This window comes from Candidatus Poriferisocius sp. (assembly GCF_965208355.1).
Classification (GTDB): Bacteria; Actinomycetota; Acidimicrobiia; order Acidimicrobiales; family Bin134; genus Poriferisocius.
The window spans coordinates 185,326-204,565 of record NZ_CBDBOM010000003.1 but is presented as its reverse complement, the minus strand read 5'-3'; the positions used below and the strand labels follow the sequence as shown (position 1 = coordinate 204,565).

17 protein-coding genes are annotated in these 19,240 nt (G+C 64.8%); 12 read left to right on the top strand and 5 right to left on the bottom strand.

Annotation, left to right across the window (positions count from 1 at the left end; genetic code table 11):
- Positions 1-9 precede the first annotated feature (9 nt).
- The 4 genes from ACOGXH_RS02270 to ACOGXH_RS02255 all read left to right on the top strand — a co-directional run bounded on the left by ACOGXH_RS02270 (position 10) and on the right by ACOGXH_RS02255 (position 7,345).
- On the top strand, positions 10-2,607 hold the full coding sequence (locus ACOGXH_RS02270) for a PPC domain-containing protein (RefSeq protein ID WP_419927494.1): 2,598 nt from the start codon (positions 10-12) through the stop codon (positions 2,605-2,607).
- Positions 2,604-4,940 carry a xanthine dehydrogenase family protein molybdopterin-binding subunit gene (locus tag ACOGXH_RS02265; RefSeq protein WP_419927493.1) on the top strand — a complete coding sequence of 779 codons (2,337 nt, stop codon included), beginning with the start codon at positions 2,604-2,606 and terminating at the stop codon, positions 4,938-4,940. The genes ACOGXH_RS02270 and ACOGXH_RS02265 overlap by 4 nt, the downstream gene beginning before the upstream one ends.
- Before the next feature lie 99 nt (positions 4,941-5,039).
- Complete coding sequence (fusA, locus tag ACOGXH_RS02260; protein WP_419927492.1) at positions 5,040-7,076, top strand: elongation factor G; 2,037 nt, start codon at positions 5,040-5,042, stop codon at positions 7,074-7,076.
- Positions 7,077-7,093: 17 nt separating this feature from the next.
- Positions 7,094-7,345 carry a hypothetical protein gene (locus ACOGXH_RS02255; protein WP_419927491.1) on the top strand — a complete coding sequence of 84 codons (252 nt, stop codon included), beginning with the start codon at positions 7,094-7,096 and terminating at the stop codon, positions 7,343-7,345.
- A 3-nt stretch (positions 7,346-7,348) separates the two neighbouring features.
- Here the strand turns inward: ACOGXH_RS02255 and ACOGXH_RS02250 are convergent, their stop codons facing one another.
- Positions 7,349-8,326, bottom strand: a complete 978-nt coding sequence (locus tag ACOGXH_RS02250; protein WP_419927490.1) for an NAD(P)-binding domain-containing protein — start codon at positions 8,324-8,326, stop codon at positions 7,349-7,351.
- Between the two features lie 77 nt (positions 8,327-8,403).
- Here ACOGXH_RS02250 and ACOGXH_RS02245 point away from each other — a divergent pair, with 77 nt between their 5' ends.
- Positions 8,404-9,651, top strand: a complete 1,248-nt coding sequence (locus ACOGXH_RS02245; RefSeq protein ID WP_419927489.1) for a cytochrome P450 — start codon at positions 8,404-8,406, stop codon at positions 9,649-9,651.
- A 36-nt stretch (positions 9,652-9,687) separates the two neighbouring features.
- Positions 9,688-10,458, top strand: a complete 771-nt coding sequence (locus tag ACOGXH_RS02240) for an SDR family NAD(P)-dependent oxidoreductase (RefSeq protein WP_419927488.1) — start codon at positions 9,688-9,690, stop codon at positions 10,456-10,458.
- A gap of 3 nt (positions 10,459-10,461) precedes the next feature.
- On the opposite strand, the gene ACOGXH_RS02235 is transcribed toward ACOGXH_RS02240, so the two are convergent.
- Positions 10,462-11,283 (bottom strand): TauD/TfdA dioxygenase family protein, encoded by an 822-nt coding sequence (locus ACOGXH_RS02235; RefSeq protein ID WP_419927487.1) that lies wholly within the window; start codon positions 11,281-11,283, stop codon positions 10,462-10,464.
- Between the two features lie 7 nt (positions 11,284-11,290).
- Positions 11,291-11,785, bottom strand: a complete 495-nt coding sequence (locus ACOGXH_RS02230) for a MarR family winged helix-turn-helix transcriptional regulator (RefSeq protein WP_419927486.1) — start codon at positions 11,783-11,785, stop codon at positions 11,291-11,293.
- 93 nt (positions 11,786-11,878) lie between these two features.
- Between ACOGXH_RS02230 and ACOGXH_RS02225 the strand changes: the two genes are divergently transcribed.
- From ACOGXH_RS02225 to ACOGXH_RS02215, 3 genes are all read left to right on the top strand, one after another.
- Positions 11,879-12,178, top strand: coding sequence for a putative quinol monooxygenase (locus ACOGXH_RS02225; protein ID WP_419927485.1), 300 nt, complete (start codon positions 11,879-11,881; stop codon positions 12,176-12,178).
- 71 nt (positions 12,179-12,249) lie between these two features.
- Positions 12,250-12,549: a putative quinol monooxygenase gene (locus ACOGXH_RS02220; RefSeq protein WP_419927484.1), complete on the top strand. Its 300-nt coding sequence runs from the start codon at positions 12,250-12,252 to the stop codon at positions 12,547-12,549.
- A gap of 56 nt (positions 12,550-12,605) precedes the next feature.
- Complete coding sequence (locus ACOGXH_RS02215; RefSeq protein WP_419927483.1) at positions 12,606-13,595, top strand: hypothetical protein; 990 nt, start codon at positions 12,606-12,608, stop codon at positions 13,593-13,595.
- 6 nt (positions 13,596-13,601) lie between these two features.
- Here the strand turns inward: ACOGXH_RS02215 and ACOGXH_RS02210 are convergent, their stop codons facing one another.
- Positions 13,602-14,384, bottom strand: coding sequence for an enoyl-CoA hydratase/isomerase family protein (locus tag ACOGXH_RS02210; RefSeq protein WP_419927482.1), 783 nt, complete (start codon positions 14,382-14,384; stop codon positions 13,602-13,604).
- 87 nt (positions 14,385-14,471) lie between these two features.
- Between ACOGXH_RS02210 and ACOGXH_RS02205 the strand changes: the two genes are divergently transcribed.
- A complete protein-coding gene (locus tag ACOGXH_RS02205) occupies positions 14,472-15,965 on the top strand; it encodes a class I adenylate-forming enzyme family protein (RefSeq protein WP_419927481.1) in 1,494 nt (497 codons plus the stop codon).
- Here the strand turns inward: ACOGXH_RS02205 and ACOGXH_RS02200 are convergent.
- On the bottom strand, positions 15,962-17,158 hold the full coding sequence (locus ACOGXH_RS02200) for an acyl-CoA dehydrogenase family protein (RefSeq protein ID WP_419927480.1): 1,197 nt from the start codon (positions 17,156-17,158) through the stop codon (positions 15,962-15,964). The two genes, ACOGXH_RS02205 and ACOGXH_RS02200, sit on opposite strands and share 4 nt — an antisense overlap.
- 247 nt (positions 17,159-17,405) lie before the next feature.
- Between ACOGXH_RS02200 and ACOGXH_RS02195 the strand changes: the two genes are divergently transcribed.
- Both ACOGXH_RS02195 and ACOGXH_RS02190 read left to right on the top strand, forming a co-directional pair.
- Positions 17,406-18,020, top strand: a complete 615-nt coding sequence (locus ACOGXH_RS02195) for a hypothetical protein (RefSeq protein ID WP_419927479.1) — start codon at positions 17,406-17,408, stop codon at positions 18,018-18,020.
- Positions 18,021-18,154: 134 nt separating this feature from the next.
- The gene (locus tag ACOGXH_RS02190) at positions 18,155-19,093 is read left to right on the top strand and encodes a TIGR03619 family F420-dependent LLM class oxidoreductase (protein ID WP_419927478.1); all 939 of its coding nucleotides are present in this window, start codon (positions 18,155-18,157) and stop codon (positions 19,091-19,093) included.
- Positions 19,094-19,240 lie beyond the last annotated feature (147 nt).

Sequence of the window (19,240 nt, the reverse complement as noted above, 5' to 3'; positions counted from 1 at the left end):
AAGCGGAGAATGCGAGTGATAGCAGCGACGGGAATGGTTGCCGCCCTTTTGGCCGGGATGCTGGCCTTTGCCGGGGCTGGAGCGGCTTCAGCCCAAGAGCCTGTGCTTATAAGCGAAGAGGTGACCACCCAAGAAGAGGCCCCCGAAGAGGAGTCGAACTGTGAAACCGTCGATCTGGGCTTGCTGGACAGCACGCCGGGCAGCCAGTTGACGGCGAACGGCCGTTGGACCACCGAGGACTGCGATTCGCGCTTCCGCAGCAACAGCGATGCCCACACCTATCAGTTCGAGATCGACGCAACCGGGCGCATCAGGGTCGACTTGAACTCGTCCGATGCCGATTCCTATCTCTATCTTCTCGACGCGGAAGGCACCAGAATCTCTGAAAACGATGATGGTGGTGTCGGAGCGCTCGATGCCCGCGTCGAGAGAGAACTCGAGGCCGGCGTTTACCTGATCGAAGCAACCACCACCGCAGGCCGCGTCCGGGGGCCGGCTGACTTCGAGGTCGTGGTCACCTTGGTCGACACCTGCGAACCGGAAGCTCTCGGCATACTGACACCCGAGCAAGACATCGAGGTGACGGGCTTTTGGGACCCCGAATCCTGCCAGTCGATCTTCTTGACCGGCCATCCCTCCCGATACTTCGTGTTCACCCTGCCCGAGGGCGCCCGGGTTCGGGTCGATCTGACCTCGGAGATTGGCGATCCCGTGCTTATCGTCGCGCCGATCGTCGCTCTGCGGTCGGTGGTTCCCGGCCAGGTCGCCCATAACGACGACGCCGCTGGCACCCGCAACTCCCGGATTGAGCAGTACTTCCCGGCCGATGTCTACGGAATCGAGGCCACCACCTTCAGGACCAGAGACCTCCAAGGACCTCTGGTCGATTTCACCCTCACTCTCACCATCGTGGAAGAGGAGGTGCAACAGAACAACCCCTCATTGAAGATCGAGGAGATTGACATCCCCACCGAGGTGGTGGCCGGTGACCCCTTCCCGATCAACTACCGCGTCGGCAATCTGGGCGGCGACGCTTTCCCCGACGAGGAAAGCAATGCCGTTTTGTATGCCGTTGGTCCCCGGTTGTTCGACCGCACCGGGCCCTTGTTCTCTCATCTTTGGCCAGCTGGCGTCGCCTATCACACCAATGAGGAGACGGCCAGCACCACCAGCACCACGACGCCGCTGGTGGCCCCCTTCTCGGTGACCTTTTACAGAACTGGACCCGCGTGGCTGTTTACTGCGGTCCTCGTGGAGGACGGCAATGAAGATGAGATCAGTTTCCACGGACTGTGGCACGACCTCATGGTGCTCAGCGGCCCGACCTACGACCCAGTGCTGGTGGAAGTCGACGGCGTGGTCTATTCGGTGTCAGCCGCACTTGACGAGGACGTGGAAGATGAGGATGACGAAGGGACAGTGGTCACCACAGTTGTTGCCGTCGACGACCCCGAAGCCGAAATTGATGCGGAGACGCAGGTAAGGGCCCGATACGCCGCCGGGGTGAGGACTCAATTGTTGGACGGCATCTTCGACCGGCCGGAGATTGCCGCTCTCCCCCAAGCCGCGGAGCCGAATCCGGTCACTGTGCCAAGCCCCCAGTCAGACGCACTCCTCAAGACCGCGGCAGGACGGTTTGCAGTGGTCGTCAATGGGTCGGGACTTCTGGAAGTTCTGGCCAACGGCGAGGCGATCAGCCCAGTCGCCGTGGAGGACTTGATTCTCAGCACGGCCGATCGTGTTTCAGAAACCTATGCATCGCTGGCTGCTTCTTGGCAATCGCTTTTGGATCAGATTGAGAGCGGCGGGGCGCTTTCCTTCGCCGACGCATTTGCCGTCCATTCCGAACTGGCCTATGCCGAGAGCATCCTGTCACCGGCGTTGGTGCCCAGCAGCATTGTCTCCGCGGCCCGCGCTGCCGAGCAGGGCTGGAACGACCCCGAGGTTCGGGCGATGTTGGCTGGGCTGCGTCTCTGCAACGCCAGCCCCACAGCATTGCGCGACGCCTATGAAGCTGCCGGCGTGGAGAATATCGACGAGCTGATCGCACTCGACACGGAAATGCGGGCAGCCTCTCCGGTGTATGGGCTGCTCATCGACGGCGCATTGTGCGCGTCTGCCGCAGCCGACGCAACCAACTTCCGCTTCTTGGAACGGCTAGAGCTCGACGACAGCGAAGAGCTTCGCAAGCTGTTCGAGTCGGAGCCGCAGCCTGAGCCAGAAGAAGAGCCCGAACCTGATCCGCCAATCGGCCTGCGGGTCATGGCCCGACTGGGCGAGGACGGACGCATTGAGCATGGCGTCGAGCTGTCCAGCGGTTTCCAGATTCTGCCCGAGCGGCGCTACTTGCCCTCTGAGACGCGGGTCGGGATGTGGTACTCCACCCTGGACGTGGAGCTAGGCGGCAGCTCGATCGGACAAATCCGCGCGCGCCGCTTGGCCGACGGACGGATCGAACTGGGCTTCCGCGATTTCGAGGGCGACAACTTGATCCCCGATATCGCCTACCTGCCCGCCGATCTAGACGAAGGCGTCTGGTACCGCAGCAGCGTTATCGAGGTCCAAAGGCCCCCAGAACCCGAAGAGGACGAAGAAGAAGCCGAGTGATCGCCCGCCTGACCGGCCAAAGCGTCGACCGCGTTGAGGGTCCTCGCCTGCTGCGGGGCGAGGGCCGCTTCGTGGGCAACATCCGCCATCCCGACCTGCTGCACATCGCCTTCGTCCGCAGCCAACTGGGCCATGCCGACATCCTGGGAGTCGACACCGAAGCAGCCAAGAACACTCCTGGCGTGGTGGAGGTGCTCACCGCCGAACATCTAGACGAAGTGGTGGCTCCCATCGCTATAGCCGGTCCCCCTGAGCTGGCCGTCACACCTTTCACCGCCTTGGCCCGCGACCGGGTCCGCACCGTGGGCGAGCCGCTCGCCGTCGTTGTCGGTCGCACACGCCAGGCCGCGGCCGACGGTGCCGCTGCGGTGGCGGTGGACTACCGCCCTCTGCCTGCGGTGGTAGACATGCACGACGCCATCTCGCCCGACGCCCCCCTGCTGTTTGAGGACTTGGGCACCAACGTCGTTTACGAGACCCTGCAGTCGTGGGGTGCCGACATCGATGAGACGTTTGGCCGCGCTGATCATGTGATCGCCCGCACCTTCACCCAACACCGATTCGGGCACGCGCCCCTCGAAGGCCGGGTGTTGGTGGCGACGTACACCCCTTCTGACGGCCAACTCGACATCCAAATCGCCACCAAGCGCCCCCACGCCGTGAAGCTGAATTTGGCCAATCTGCTGGGGCTGCCCTTCGGCAATGTCCGGGTGCGCACCGGCGATATCGGCGGAGCGTTCGGCTCTAAGGGGCAGGTGGGCCGAGAGACGATCTGCACTGCCGCGGCCGCCATGCTGCTAGGCGCCTCCGTCCAGTGGACCGAGGACCGCACCGAGAACCTCCAGATGGCCGGACATGGCCGAGAGGAGGACTTGGTGGTGGAGGTGGCCGTCCAAGACGACGGCACCCTCCTGGGTATTCGGGCCGACATGACCATGGACCAGGGGGCCTATCCCATGCCGCCCTACCCGTCGTCGCTGTTCTGCAATTTGGTGAAGATGCTGATTCCCAACGCCTACCGGCTGGAGGCGTACGCGTTTCGGGGCCGGGTGGTGGCCACCAACAAGTGCAGTTACATCGCCTATCGGGGCCCCTGGGCGGTAGAGACCTGGGTGCGGGAGCGAATGCTGGACGAGATCGCCGCTGAACTCGGCCTCGACCGCGTGGAAATCCGCCGGCGCAACCTCATCGACCAGGACCAGCCCACCCGCATGATCACCGGACCGACCGTTTCGGGTATTACCGCCCGTCAAACCCTGGACCGGGCCGTGGGCATGATGGACCTGGACGGTTTCGCCGCTCAGCAGACCGCCGCCCGCTCCGAGGGGCGGTTGCTCGGCCTGGGCTTCGCCACCTTCATAGAAATCGCCCCGGGTCCGCCCGACTTCGCCCAATCGGCTGGTTTCGATCTAAGGGGCGAGCAGGCTTGGGCCCGGTTGGAGCCGTCCGGCGACTTGACCATTTCCACCAGTCAATCCCCCCACGGACAGGGTCACGAGACCACCATCGCCCAAGTAGCGGCCGACGAACTGGGAGTGGGACTCGACCGGGTGCGGATTGTCTTCGGTGACACCGACTCCACCCCGTTCTCCGTGCTGGGCACCGGTGGCAGCCGGTCTTCGATGATGGGCGCCGGCTCGGCCCGAGCAGCCACCGCCGAGGTCAAGGCCAAGGTGCTGGCCATCGCAGCCGAAAGGCTGGAGGCCAACCCGGCCGATCTGGAGATCGTCGACGGGAACATTTCGGTGAAAGGCACACCGGGCCATTCGGTCCCATTGGCGGGCATCGCCCAGCAGGCTTGGTTCGCACCTTCGTCATTGCCCGAGGGCATGGACCAGGGCATCGAGGCCTCGGTTGAATACCGCACACCGCCGGGGGGTTGGGCATCGGCCACCCACTGCTGCTGGGTGGAGATCGACCCCGACACCGGCGAGATCGCCATACCGCGCTACGTGGTGGTGGAGGACTGCGGAGAGATGATCCACCCCGCCATCGTGGACGGACAGATCCAGGGCGGGGTGGCCCAAGGGATCGCCGCCGTGCTGTTCGAACGCCACCACTACGACCAAGACGGCAACCTGCTCACCGCCTCGCTGGCCGACTATCTGGTTCCCTCGGCTGCCGAGATGCCGGTCATCGAGGTTGAGCACCTTGAGGTTGAGCCCCTGCACGACGCCGACTGGAGGGGGGTGGGCGAGGGCGGCCTCATAGGCGCCCCCGCGGCGGTGACTAACGCCGTGGCCAACGCAGTGCGCCACCTGGGCATCGACATCTGCGAGCAACACCTCCCACCCCAGCGGATGCGCCAGCTTCTGGCCGCTGCCGAAGGCTGACTTACGACAACCGAATCTCTCCATGGGACTTGGCAGCGGGTCGGGAAGTAGGCTCAGCGGCTACCGCGGAATGAACCCAGAACCCAGAGGGGGAAGTTGATGGCTGTCGCACCGGAGAAGATTCGCAACGTCGCGCTGGTGGGCTCGCAAGGATCGGGAAAGACCACGCTGGCTGAGGCGCTGCTGTATCGGGCGGGCGTCATCGACCGCACGGGTCGGGTGGAGGACGGATCCACCGTGTGCGACTTCAGCCCCGAGGAGAAGAACGCCACCCACAGCCAGTCGCTGGCCTTGGCCAGCTTTGAGTGGCACGGACACAAGATCAACCTGCTCGACACCCCCGGGGCACCCGACTATGCCGGCGAACTCCACGCATCCCTCCAGGTGGCCGACCTCTTGGTGTTCGTGATCGATGCGTCCAGCGGGGTGGACCACCGCGCCACCTCCATCTGGCACCAAGCGGCCGACGCTGGCCTCCCCCGCATCGTGTTCGTGAACAAGCTCGACCGGGAGCATGCCAGCTTCGAAAGCGTCCTCACCGAGTTGCAAGACGCGTTCGGCGCCGGCGTCGCCCCTCTGGAGCTGCCCATCGGCACCGGCCCGGAATTCCACGGGATCGCCGATCTCCTCACCGACAAGGCCTACATCTACGACAGCGGTTCCGCAGAAGAATCCCAGATCCCCGCCGAGATGGAAGATCAGGAGGCCGAGGTCCGCGAGCAACTGGTCGAGGGAATTGTGGTGGCCGACGACGACATGCTGGAGCAATACTTGGACGGCAATGTCCCCAGCCCGTCTGAGCTTGAAGTAGTGCTCGGGCGGGGTGTGGCCGACGGTTCGGTCTTCCCCGTGGTGTGCGGTTCGGCCACCGGACCCATCGCCGTCGACCGCCTGGCCAACTTCCTGGTGGAGATCGGTCCTCCCCCCAACTCTCGGGCCATGACCGTCACCATGAGCGACATCGACTCCGAGCCGGCCTGCGATCCTGAGGGCGACCAGCTCGCCTGCGTGTTCAAGACCATCAGCGACGACTATGTGGGCCAGATCTCGCTGTTCCGAGTGCTCTCGGGCACCATTCGTCGAGACGACAATCTCACCAACTCCACCACCGGCAACGGTGAAAGGCTCCGGGGGCTGGTCAACCTGGTGGGCGGGACGCAAGAAGACATCGACGTCATCTCCGCAGGCGACATCGGAGGAGTGACCAAGCTTCAGCAGACCCGTACCGGCGACACCTTAACCAACGCCGGACGGGCGGTAGTGCAGCTCGAACCGTGGCCCGAGCCGGTGCTGGCCTACGGGATATTGCCCAAGACGCGGGCCGCAGAGGACAAGCTGGGCACCGGCTTGAGGCGGCTTACCGACGAAGACCCGTCTCTGCAACTGGAGCGCAGCGAGGAAACCCGCCAGACCCTGCTTTGGGGCTTGGGCGAAGCCCACCTACGTCTGGCCATAGCCCGCCTGGATCGCATGGGCATCGAAGTGGAGACCGAAGACTTGCGGGTCCCCTATCGCCAGACCGTCACCGGCAACGGGGACGCCGAGGGCAAGCACAAGAAGCAGTCCGGTGGCCACGGCCAGTTCGGGGTGGCCTACGTGCGCATCGAGCCGCTTCCCCGAGGCAGCGGCTTCGAGTTCGTAGATGCCATCAGCGGAGGCGCGATTCCCCGGTCGTACATTCCTGCGGTAGAGGCGGGCATCCGCGACGCCATGGCCGACGGCGGGGAGTTGGGCTTCCCCATAGTGGACGTCAAGGCCACGGTTTACGACGGCAAGCACCACTCGGTGGACTCATCGGAGTTCAGCTTCAACATGGCTGGAAAGCTGGCATTCAGCGCCGCATTCGCCCAGGCCAACCCGGTGGTGCTGGAGCCCATGGCTCGAGTGGAGATCACCGTGGCCCCCGAATACCAGGGCGATGTGATGGGCGATTTGTCGTCCCGCCGGGGTCAGGTGCAGGGCACCGACGCCGGGCCATGGGGAGAGCAGGTCATCCACGCCATCGTCCCTGAGGCGGAACTCGTGCGCTATGCCATCGAACTCCGGTCGCTCACCGGCGGCCGGGCCCGATTCAAGTCAGAGCGGGTGGCCTATGAGATTCTCAGCGGCGCCCTCCCTGAGGCGGCCACCGCCTAGAGCGGTAAACTGGACAGATGCCAGAGCCGGAGGAGACCGAGGATCTGGAGTTCCAGTGGTCTGATCCCCGGGACTACCAGCCGCCAGATGGGGTGATCCGCAAAGTCACCGGCTCCGCGGGCGGCTCCGCTTTGGGGGCGGCCATGGTTGCGCTGGGCGAGATCTTGGAGCCGGAGAAAACTCGGGTGGAGATCCAGCAGGAAGACGACGAGCCCGAGCCGGACATGCCCTTCACCATCGACTTCGGCGACCTGCCCCCGCTGACTTAGCTACTAGGTCGCTGGGCTGGCGCTCGGCCCCAACTTGGCCCGCAGGTCGGCCTCCACAGCCTTGATCAGCTCTCCGGCGTGCTGGTCGCGCAGCTCGGCCAACGTGGGCGCACCGGTAGCCGCCTCGGCGTCCCACTCGTCGGCGAAGCGGCCCGAGGTGATGTCCTCGATCAGCTCCCGCATGGTGGTGGCCACGTCCACGTGATCGAATCGGCCCCGCCGGGACAGCTGGCCATACTGGCTGGCCGGGGAGTGGTGGTCGAGCTGGGCCACAAAGCCGATCTCCCGCAGCAGGCGATAGTTGCGCTCCACCTCTCCGGAATAAAACAGCTCGGTGGTGATGGCCTCCAGAGGAATGCCCAACTCCAGCAGCACCATCACGAAGTTGACATTCACGTGGGTGAGAACCGGAGACAGCAGCTGCTCCACCGCCAAGTCGAGCACCGCCTCTTGATAGGGGGTCATGGCTATGGCCCCCTGGCGCAGGCCGCCAATGGCCCGGGCCACGGCCAGCATCCGATCCTGGGCGGTGCCGGTGGCATCGCAGTGCACCCCCACCGCAGTGATGAAGCCAACCCCCTCCTCGTAGCAGCGCCGCACTTCGGGTCCCAGCATCCGGGGAGCGACCATAGCGATATCACCATCAGGGTTGAAACGGTCGAAGGCCAGGGTGTAGCCGCTGGCCACGATGGTGAGTGCTTCCGGTCTCGGAGACAGTCCCAGACTGGGAATGGAGTCGTCGGGAATCAGCACGCAGATGACGTCGGCCGACGAGGCATCGGCGATGTCCCCGGCATCGAATCCATCGTCGATGGCCTGCTCCCGGGTCTCATCGGCCCGCACATGCACCGACACCGACAATCCCGAATCCCGCATGTTGAGCGCCCACGGCCTGCCCTGGTTGCCATAGCCAACCACCGCCACCTGCTGGCCGGCCAGAGCGCTGAGATCAGCGTCCTGCTCATAGAAGAAATCGGTCATGGACTTACTCTCCCAAATTGGCAGGCAATCAGCCGAGGCGAACTGATGCCCCCTCCGCTCTTGTGCCAGTATTTGCCATGACCACTGCGGCGGCATCCACTGTTCCGTTGGAAGCTCAGACGGTCATCAATCCTGAAGTCTGGGCCAATCCCTACCCGTTCTTCGAGCGGCTTCGCCAGGAACATCCGGTGTGGCTGGTACCGGGACTCGACATGGCCTTCGTGGCCACCCATGACCTCATCGTGGACGCCCTGCGCCGGATCGAAGACTTCTCCAACCACCTCGACGTGTTGGTGGCCACCGGCGAAGACGGCAGCCCTTTTCTGTTCCGCACCGACGAGTTCGGGGAGGGCACCACCACCCTGGCCACCGCCGACCCGCCCGAGCACACCATGCATCGCAGCGTGGTGTTCCCCGAGCTGGTGGCTCGCCGCATGGAGGCCATGCGACCCGAGATTGAGGCCTTCATCGACGAGCAGTTCGCGGCCGCCCGTTCGCAGGGCAACCGAGTGGAGTGGGCCAACACCGTGGCTCATCCCGTTCCCGCCCGGGTCATCGGGCGGTTGATCGGGCTGCCGGACGAAGACTGGCCCGATGTGATGAAGTGGGCTCTCCACGGCGGGCAGCTGTTGGCCGGCTTCCACACTCGGGAGAAAATGAACGCCATCTCCCAGGAAAACTCCGGTGCGAGCCGCTTCTTGTACACCAAGCTCGCCGAGGCCTGTGAAGACCCGGGCGACGACCTGATGGGGGTGTGCGCCAAGGCGATGGCCAACGACGACATAAGCAGGGGAGAAGCCATCGGCACCCTCACGGTGCTTCTCGGTGCCGGCGGCGAGTCCACGGCTTCGCTCATCGGAAACGCGGTGCGGATGCTGGCCGATGATCCCGGCCTCCAAGAACAGATCCGGGCCGACCACGGACTCATCGACAACTTCATCGAGGAGGCTGTGCGGCTGGAGTCGCCGTTCCGGGGCCACTACCGCCAGGTCAAGCGCGATTGCGAGCTGGGAGGCGTGAGCCTGAAGGCCGGCACCACCGCTTTCTTGCTGTGGTCGTCGGCCAACCGCGACCCTGCCGAGCACGACCGGCCCGACGAGGTGGTGCTGGACCGCCGCCTCCCCCGCAGCCACCTGGCCTTCGGCCGGGGCATCCACCACTGCGTGGGTGCACCGCTGGCCCGACTGGAGACCTACTGCTCGCTCCAGCGGCTCCTGGAGGACACCAGCTGGTTCGGTTTGGCCGCTGACGACCCGCCCCAGTGGGAGAAGAGCATGTTTATCCGTCGCCACGAGCACCTGCCATTGGACGTGACCTGGAACTAGCCCACCACACGACACTCAGACATAGGGTTGCGGGCTATGAGTGATTTCTCTGGCCGGACTGGCGGGGCGCTGGTCACGGGGGGCAGCGGCGGAATCGGCGCGGCCATCTCCGTGATGTTGGCCCAGCGGGGCAGTCCGGTGGCATTCACCTACCGGTCCAATGCAGAGGCCGCCGAGGAGGTGGCCGACGAGGTGCGATCCGCGGGCGTGGACGCCCACATAGGAAATCCCGCGTTGGAGGATGCCGACGCAATGAGGGAGTTCGCCGACGAGGCTGCCGAGCGGCTGGGTGGATTGCACACCGTGGTAAGCGCAGCCGGGCCCCACGTGCCCCAGATGTACATATCGCAGACCGACCCCGACCTGTTCGCCTATCAGATTGAGGCTGATGTGATCGGCGCTTTCAACCTGACCGTGGCTGCGCTCCCCCATCTGCGACCCTCGGGAGGCAGCATCGTGTATGTAACCACCGCGGCCACCACCGTCTTCCCCAAACGAGACGCCCTGTCGTCGATACCCAAGGGGGCGGTGGAGTCGCTTATGCGGGCGGTGGCCGTCGAAGAGGGCCGCTTCGGAATCAGGGCCAACTGCGTAGGGCCGGGCATGCTCGAAGACGGCATGGCCGCCCGGCTCATAGCCGACGGCGATTTGGACGATCGGGCTCTGGAGGTGGCCCGCACCAACATCCCCCTCGGCCGCTTCGGCAAGGCGGTGGACATCGCCGAGGCCGCGTGTTTTCTGGCCTCCGACGCCGCCAACTACATCAGCGGCCAAAAGCTCGACATCGACGGCGCCTTCACCGTCTGACCGCTAGTCCCACTCCTCCACCGTGACCCGATGCATCAGGCGGCGCTCGGTGTAGTCGGGAACGGCGAAGTGCTGCACGGCCCGGTTGTCCCAGAAGGCAATGGAATCCGCGGCCCAGCGGAAGCGGCACTGGAATTCGGGGGAGCGCACGTGGTTCAACAAGAACGCCAGCAGCACATCGCTCTCGGCCTCGGTCACCCCGACGAGGCGGGTGGTGAAGTTGCTGTTCACGAACAGGGCCCGCCGCCCAGTCTCGGGATGGACCCGCACCACCGGGCGTATCAATTCCGGGTACTCGGCTTGCATCATGTCCAAGTGCTCCTTGGCCAGACCCTCGTCGATGGCCCGAGAGAGGGTGTAGGTCAGGTCGTGGGCCGCCTCCAGCCCGTCGACCAACTCCCGCATCGGCTCTGACAGGTGCTCGTAGGCCTTGTACATGTTGGCGAAGCAGGTGTCGCCGCCAATGTCGGGCATCTCCACCGCCCGGAGGACGGAGCCCAGCGGCGGGTTGGGCATGTAGGTGTTGTCGCTGTGCCAGCGGGCGGCCAATCCTCCCACTGGGGCGACCTGATCGAGCACCGTGATGGCCGGATGGGTATCCAGCTTTGGTCCGAACGGCGCCACGTTTATGGGTCCGAACCGCTCGGCAAAGGCCAAGTGCTGATCTGGGGTGACGGGCTGGTCCCGAAAGAACACCACCAGATGGTCGAGCAGGGCCTGACGGATGGCGGCCACCGTGTCGTCGTCGAGCTCTTCACGGAGATCCACCCCGTGGATCTCGGCCCCGATGTCGGAGGTCAGCGGGCGTATGTCCCATGCGGCCATAACGGTGCTATTCGGCGAAGTCTCCGGCGTCTCGACGCAGGGTGCGAATGGCGTCGTCCAGTGCTCCCAGGGTCTCGGCCGACAATCCAGCCAGGCCGAACTCGATGTCAGCCAGAGCATCGGCCGCTTTGGCCACCACTCGGCGCCCCTCATCGGTGATCTCGGCCAGAACGGTGCGGCGGTCTTCGGAGTGGGGCACCCGACGAACCAGCCCGTCTCGCTCCAAGCGGTCGATGGCGTTGGTGACGCTGGTGGGGTGGACCATCAGCCGGTTGCCCATCTTGCCCAGGGGCAGCGAGCCGCGCCGGGAGAAGTGGAGCAGCGCCAGCGCCTCAAACCGGGAGAATGTCAGGTCGAACGGGGCTAGGGCCTCGTTTATGCGTCCGATCACCAGCTGGTGGGCGCGGGTAATCGAAGTGGCCGCCGACATGGCGTCGATGGCCTGCCACTCGTTGGCCTCCCAGTTACGCCGGGCTTCGCCGATGGGGTCAAATGGAAGCATCCAATCGTCACTCTAGGTGACGATTGTCTGACCGCACGATCCAGCCTCCTCATGGCTACGCTGAGGCCGCCCATCGCACTGTGAGGATTTTTCATGATCGTCGTCGCCGGATCTGTTTCCGTTCCCGCCGAGAACAGCGAGGCCTTCATGGCCGCCGCCGCAGATATCTCAGCCGCATCTCGGACTCTGGAAGGCAACATCGACTATTGCATCTCGATACAAGCGCCCGGAGAGTTCCGATTCCTGGAGATCTGGGAGACCGAGGAAGCCATGATGGCCCAATTCGCCGCACCCCATTTCGGCGCATTCCAAGCCGCAGTCGGCGAGCTGGGCATGGCTGGTATGGATGGCAAGAAGTACGAGATCTCCTCGGTCAGCCCTCTGTTCGGATAGCAACCCGATCACAAACCCCTCTGTCCCCCTGGCTACGCTGTGACCGCTCATTGTCACTCTGAGGAGATCCCATGATCGTCATCGCCGGCACCGGCTCCCTTCCCCCCGAAAACACCGAGGCGTTCATGGCGGCCGCCAATGAGATGGCCGCCGCGTCCCGGGCTGAGGACGGCAACATCGAATACTGCTTCTCGGTGGAAGCGCCCGGAAAGGTTCGCTTCTTCGAGATTTGGGAGAGCGAAGAGGCACTCGGCGCCCATTTCACCGCCCCCCACATCGCCGCCTTCGGAGCAGCCATCAACGAATTGGGCATCACCGGTATGGACGGCAAGAAGTATGAGGTTGCCTCTGTCAGCCCGCTGTTCGGATAGGGCGCTAAGCCACCCCCGCCGTTAGGCGGGATTCAGAATCAGGCAGACTGAACACGGTGGAGGACTACTTCCAACAGCTTGTGCGCTCTTGGCGCAGTGTCACCTCCCGAACGGTGCGCGAGGCGGTAGCCGTGTTGCTGCTGTTGATCGTGGTGTTCGGCTCCGGGTTCTCCGCGCTCACGACCTACGCCGAAGTGGTGATCTACGACGAAGACCGCTTTGCCGAAGAGCTCGCTGGGATCTTCGACGACGAGGACGTCCACAAGGTGGTGGCGGCGTCGTTCATCGCCACCACCGTGGAAATGGCCGATCTGCCGGTGACCCCGGCTGGCTCGGCCGGTGCCGAGCAGACCATCCAGCAGGAGATCCCCCCAGTGGTGGGAGAGCTGCTGGCCAACGAGGCCAACGACCGGCTCTTGGAGCGGGCCGTGCGAGCAGCCCACAATGACGTATTGGCCGTGGAGGGCGGCACGTTGGTGGCCAATCCGCCCGTCCGATCTGTACAAGTTGATCTGGGGCCGATCTTCAATCAGATGCTGGACCAGATCTCGTCCAACGAGGAGCTGTCCTTTCTGAGCAACGTGCCGCCGCCTTTCGACGCTGGAGTGGTGACCGTGCTCCAGCGCGCCGAGCCGGGAGACCGGTTCTGGGAGTTCCTCGGCCAGCTACAAGACCGCCGGTCCTCCACCATCACCCTGATCTTGCTGTGCGGCATTGGGGCGCTGCTGATTTCGCCGTCCCGCACTCGGGTGATCTGGAGCATTGGCACTGGCATTGTGGCCATGGCCGGCATCTTGGGGGTGGGGATCTACGGCTCCCGGGCGCTGTTGGCGGTGTTGATCGACAACTCCGACACCGTGAGGGCTGCCCAGTCGATCCACGAGGCCCTGCTGGACGATTTGAGCGGCCGGCTGATGGACATGGCCCTTATCGGCATCTTGATGATTGTGGTTGGCGCCACTCTGGGCTGGCTCTGGCGCCGCTTCGGCCCCACACCCCCTGAAGAAAAGGCCCTGGCCGTTCCCGACTCCAACTCAGTGGTGTAGCGACTTCTACGAGCCGGTGAATTCGGCTTTGCCCGGGCCGTTTTCGAGGAAGCTGGCCACGCCGGTGTGGGCGTCTTGGGTGTCGAAGCAGGCGGCGAAGGCATCCACCTCCACTTCGAGGGCTTCATCGAGCGACAGGAAGTAGCCGTCGAGGATGGCTTGCTTGGCCAGGGCTGTCGCCGCGGGACCTGAGGCGTAGCGGGTGGCCAGCTTCACCGCCTCGTCGTACACCTCGTCGTCGGGATAGACGGCCGACGCCAATCCGATGGCCACCGCCTCATCGGCCTTTACATTGCGGCCGCTGTAGATCAGCTCCTTGGCCTTGGTGATGCCCACCAGGCGACTCAGCCGCTGGGTACCGCCCCCTCCGGGGATGAGCCCCAGCAGAATCTCCGGCTGACCCAGCACCGCGCTCTCACCCACCAGACGGAACTCGGCCGCCATGGCCAACTCGCACCCTCCGCCGAGGGCATAGCCGTTGATGGCGCAGATGGTGATTTGGGGAAGTGACTCAAGAGCTCGGAACGCAGCATTGATCCTCTGGCCTAGGTCGCGGGCCCCATCGGCGTCCATCCCGGAGAATTCGTTGATGTCAGCACCAGCGGCGAACACTTTCGGCCCACCCCAGATCACCACGGCCCGGATGTCGGTGCGCCCAGCCAGCTCGTCGGCGGCCTGATGAAGTTCGGCCAGGACCTGGGCGTTCAAAGCGTTGACTTTGGGACGGTCCAGCCGCAGGGTGGCCACCCCTTCTGCCGCACCGGCTTCAATTCGCACAAACTCGCCCATGGACACGCTCCTTGCTCTTCGGACCCGCCAACCGTATTCCCCCTGCAACGTGGGTACTCAGTCATCCCGAAATGGCACACTCAGGAGATGTGGGCCGAGACCATCAGGGCGTCGGGAACGCGGTTTTCCGACCGTGCGGCCCTGATGGCGGAGGAGGGTTGGCCGGTCAGCTTTGCCCATTTCGATCGTTTGACCGACGAGGTGGCGGTGGGCCTAGCCCGGCGGGGCGTGAGTCACGGTGAAGTGGTCGCCCTGTTGGTGCCGTCGTCGGTGGACTACATCGTGCTGTATGGGGCGCTGGCCAAGCTGGGGGCCATCACCGCTGGAGTGAGCAGCCGCCTACCCGCCTCCGAGCGCACCGTCCTGGTGAACGAGGTGGCCGGGGCCGACCGGGCCATTGCCACTGCTGCCATGGCCGAGGGCATGGGGATTGACATAGACGTCATCGAGGTAGCGCTGGGCGACGGTCCCGGCTCGGTGTGCGCCGACCTCCGAGAGCGCGGCGAGACCCCGCCTCCGCTACCTACCGACGGCGATCGCCCAGTGGCGGTGGTGTTCACCTCGGGAACCACCGGCGTGCCCAAAGGGGCCATGTTCACCAACCAGATCCTGGCCGACATCGCAGTGGTGGACACCGGGAACGGCTGGGGAGAAGGCGGCCCCATCACTTTGAACACCCAAATGTCTCACATAGGGGTGATGGGAAAGATCCCCGCTCAGTTCGCGGCGGGGACCACCCTCCATGTGATCGATCAGTGGAGCGCCACTGCGGTGCTAGAAGCCGTGTCCCGCTACCGGATGCCCGCAGTGGGCGGGGTGGCGCCTCAGATCGCCCTCATGCTTCGCCACCCCGATTTCGACCAGTACGACTTCTCCTCGGTGAAACTCGTGGTGACTGGCGGAGCGCCGTCTCCTCCCGATGTAATCGAGGAGGCCCGCCAGCGGTTCGGGGCCGACTGGACCCAGCGGTACGCCTGCACCGAGGGCGGCGGCATTGGAACGTTCACCTGGATCGACGCCCCGATGGAGGAGATGCTCTACACCGTGGGGCGGCCCCGGTCCGGCATCAGGGTTGAAGTACGGGACCCCGACAGCGATCAGGCAGTGCCGGACGGAACTGTCGGGGAAGTGTGCTTTCAGTCCCCCACCGTGATGGCCGGGTACTGGCGCGATCCGGTTGCCACCGCCGAGGCACTGCGGGGCGGCTGGCTCCACACCGGCGACCAGGGCTGGATCGACGACACCGGCTGCCTGCGACTGGTGGGCCGCCGGGGCGAGGGCTTCCACCGAGGCGGCTACGTGGTGTTTCCGGTCGAGGCCGAGAAGGTACTGGCCTGGCACCCCAAGGTGGCCGGCGTGTGCGTGGTGCCCCGTCCCGACGAGGTGCTGGGCGCCGTCGGGGTGGCCGTGGTCATCCCCTCCGACCCCGCCGACCCTCCTACCCTGGAAGAGCTGAGGACCTTCGGCCAGCAGCACATCGCCGACTACAAGCTCCCCGAGCACCTCCGCCTCACCGACGCCTTCCCCATGACCCCTATGTCCAAGATTGATAGAGGAGCCTTGGAGGCGGCTGAAACCTAACGTGGCTCTCTCGGCAACCCGAGCACACCTTCTCCGACACCGTTTTTCATTACCTCATCGGTGCCGCCGCCGATGCGAATAGCGCACGCTCCCAGCAGCAATTGCTTCCAGGCGTAGGTGCCCCACTCGCCGGTGTCGGCACAGATTCGGGGGCCGAGCAGGCGGGCGATCATCGACGAAGCCCAGTTCATGTGTCGGGCAGCGGCGTACTTGGTTGCGGCCGGCGCCAGCGGGGGCTGCCGGTTGGCGTTCCACTCCACCAGTCGGTACCCGGTGTAGAGGCGGGCCAGGTCTTGGCGCACCACCGGGTCGTCGGCCAGCCCGAAGTGCTGAGCCAGTTGCACGACCTTCTCGGGGGCGGCCAGCCCCATCAGGCCGCTGCCCCCGTAGCCCGCTCCCCTCGATCCGATCGAGGCCCGTTCCGATTGCAATGAGGTTCGGAACACCGACCAGCCGGTGTTGACGTCGCCCACCCGGTAGCGGTCGCCGATGCGGGCATCATCGAAGAAGACCTCGTTGAACTCCGCCCCGCCGGTCATCTGCCGCAGAGGGCGAACGTCAGTACCCGGCGTGTCCATCGGATAGATGAAGGCGGTGATGCCTTGATGTTTGGGGACATCGGGATCGGTGCGGGCCAACAGCAGGCCGATGTCGGAGAAATGGGCCCGAGAGCTCCAAACCTTCTGGCCGTTGACCACCCAATCGTCGCCGTCAGCGGTCGCTCGGGTGCTGAGAGAGGCCAAATCTGACCCCGCCCCTGGCTCGCTCAGCAGTTGGCAGGCAAGGATCTCCCCCCGGTGCAGTCGGACCAGATACTGCTCCTTCAGCCAATCGGTTCCGTGGGCCAAGATCGTGGGGGCCACCACTCCTAAAGAGCTGCCGAACATGGTCTGCGACGGCACACGGTAGCCGGCTTCCAAGTCGAGATAAACCCGCTCGTACACCGAATCGAGGCCTCGACCCCCATACTCGGGCGGACCGGTGATCCAGCCGAGGCCCGCCTCCCACATCTTGGCCCGCCACTGTTGGGCAGCCTTGACCGCGGCCTCTTCTTCAGCCTCACTCTTTTCGGCGTAAACGGTGATCTCATCGGAACCAATCCCCCAGGTGAACTCGTCGCGCACCGCCCGCTCAGCGTTGAAGTCCAAGAACGCTCGAGCCTCGGTAGCGAACTCGTCAAGCGTTGGCCTCACACTATGAGTTTGGCCGCTGGAAATGTCCTAGTAGAAGACCAGCGTTTAGCGAAGATTTCCACAACCAACATCCTTGCTCTCTCAATGAATGAGATGTAGTTTCAGAGTAGGCAATATGAGCGGGTTCCGGCCCTCAGGGCCGGGCAGGAGAGACCGGGGGTATGACATGTTGTCGTCTTTGAGTGCGCTACAACGCGGAGGCGTGTACATCTTCTTCGGAGGGGTGGTATCCGCTGTTGGCAGGGGGATGAAGCCAGGGATTCTCATCGACAAAGCCGACTGGAACGACGTGGATGGCCTGGTGCAGGCGATGGCCGACAACGAGGTTCTCACCCATACCTCAGCAGTCTTGTATGCATTCGGTCTGATGTTCGTCATCACCGGTCTCAACAGCATTAGGCATTTTGTGACCGACAAAGGCCTGGTTGGAGACATGGTCCGCGGCGGGACGCTTTTGGGAATGCTCTCCATCTTCGCCCTTGGCCTGCTCGAGGGGCTTGACCATATGGCGGTCAGAGTGCTGAACGACGGCATCGGCGGCGATAGCACGGAGATAGCAGTGGCCCTGCAATCGGTCAAGCTCGGAACCGTCTTGATCCTCTGGCCGGTGCTCTACGCAGCAATCGGGGTTGCCGGCATAGGCGGTACTCGCCTGCTGCCCGGAGGCTTTCACCGAGCCGTACAGGGCGTCGCCTCACTGGTGATGTTGGCGACCGCAGTGCTGCTCCTCATGGCCGCGTCACTGGAGTCCAACGACTTCTGGATGGCGGTCAGCGCCATCACTGCCATCGTCTTGGCGATCTGGACCCTTACGTTGGCCCATGCATCCTACAGAGGCATGGTTTCTGCTTCGACTTCATAGGCGCTTAGCCGAGGCCTGATGGGCCTGAGCGTTTGAACAGCCTCGATGGCGCAGTGGCCGGAGGGGGGTGGCCGTATCCACCCACTTGACGGTCGCTGCGCCATTTGGGTCGCTGATCGGCTAAGCAAGGCGCCATGACTGCGCTGCTCTCGATCCAACTCCGCAACTTCGCCGCTGCCGACCCCGGTCCAGGGGGCTGGCAGCCCGCTTTGGATTTGGCCAAAGCGGCCGACGACGCCGGGGTGGACAAGATCGTGGTCAGCGACCACGTGGTGTTCGGTGAGAACCTAGAGGCCTACGGTCGAGCTGAGCTGGGCGGCATGGCCGGTGGCCGCCAGCCCACCGGTCCCGACGGGCACTGGCTGGAGCCCACCACTCTCCTAACTGTGGTTGGGGCCATCACAAGCAACCTCCGACTGGCCAACAACATCCTGCTGGCCGCGCTGCGCCGTCCGGTGATCCTGGCCAAGCAACTGGCCACCCTCGACGTGCTCACCGGCGGCCGGGTGGATTTGGGCGTGGGCGTGGGCTGGCAAGCCGAGGAGTACGAGGCCGCTGGTTTGGACTTCGCCGATAGGGGCCGCCAGCTCGACCACACCCTGGCGGTGTGCCAAGCCCTGTGGACTTCCTGCCCGGCTGATTTCAGCGACGATCGACTCGAGTTCTCCCGCATCTACATGCAGCCCCAGCCGGTTCAGCCCGGCGGAGTGCCGGTGTGGGTGAGCGGCACGCTCAATGCCCGGTCGATGCGCCGACTGGCCCGATTCGGGGCCGGCTGGATCCCCTGGGGCGACGACATGGGCGGCGACATGGCCGCCAACATCGCCCAGATGCGCGACATGGTGGCCGGCTACGACCGCGACCCGTCCGGCATCGGCGTGGTGGGCACCCTGCCTCTGGTGCGCACCGACGACGGCATCGACCTGGCCGCCACCATGGACAGCGTCCCCGCCCTAGCCGAGGCCGGCGTCACCGACTTTCGGGCCCACCTCGCCATCCCCTCCGACCCCGCCGCCGCCCACGACTACCTGGCTGAAGTAGTAACCGCCTTCCGCCCCGCCGTCGGGCGCTAGCCGCGCCAAAACACATTCAGACCCGGTAACCTCCAATTGGCTGCCTGGCGGTGGCCATTGCGACTTCCCGGTCGCCCTCACTTCCCCCCACCAAGACGTAACCCCGGCCGTTTGCCGAAGCAGGGACGGTTCCGGGGCTTTCAGAAG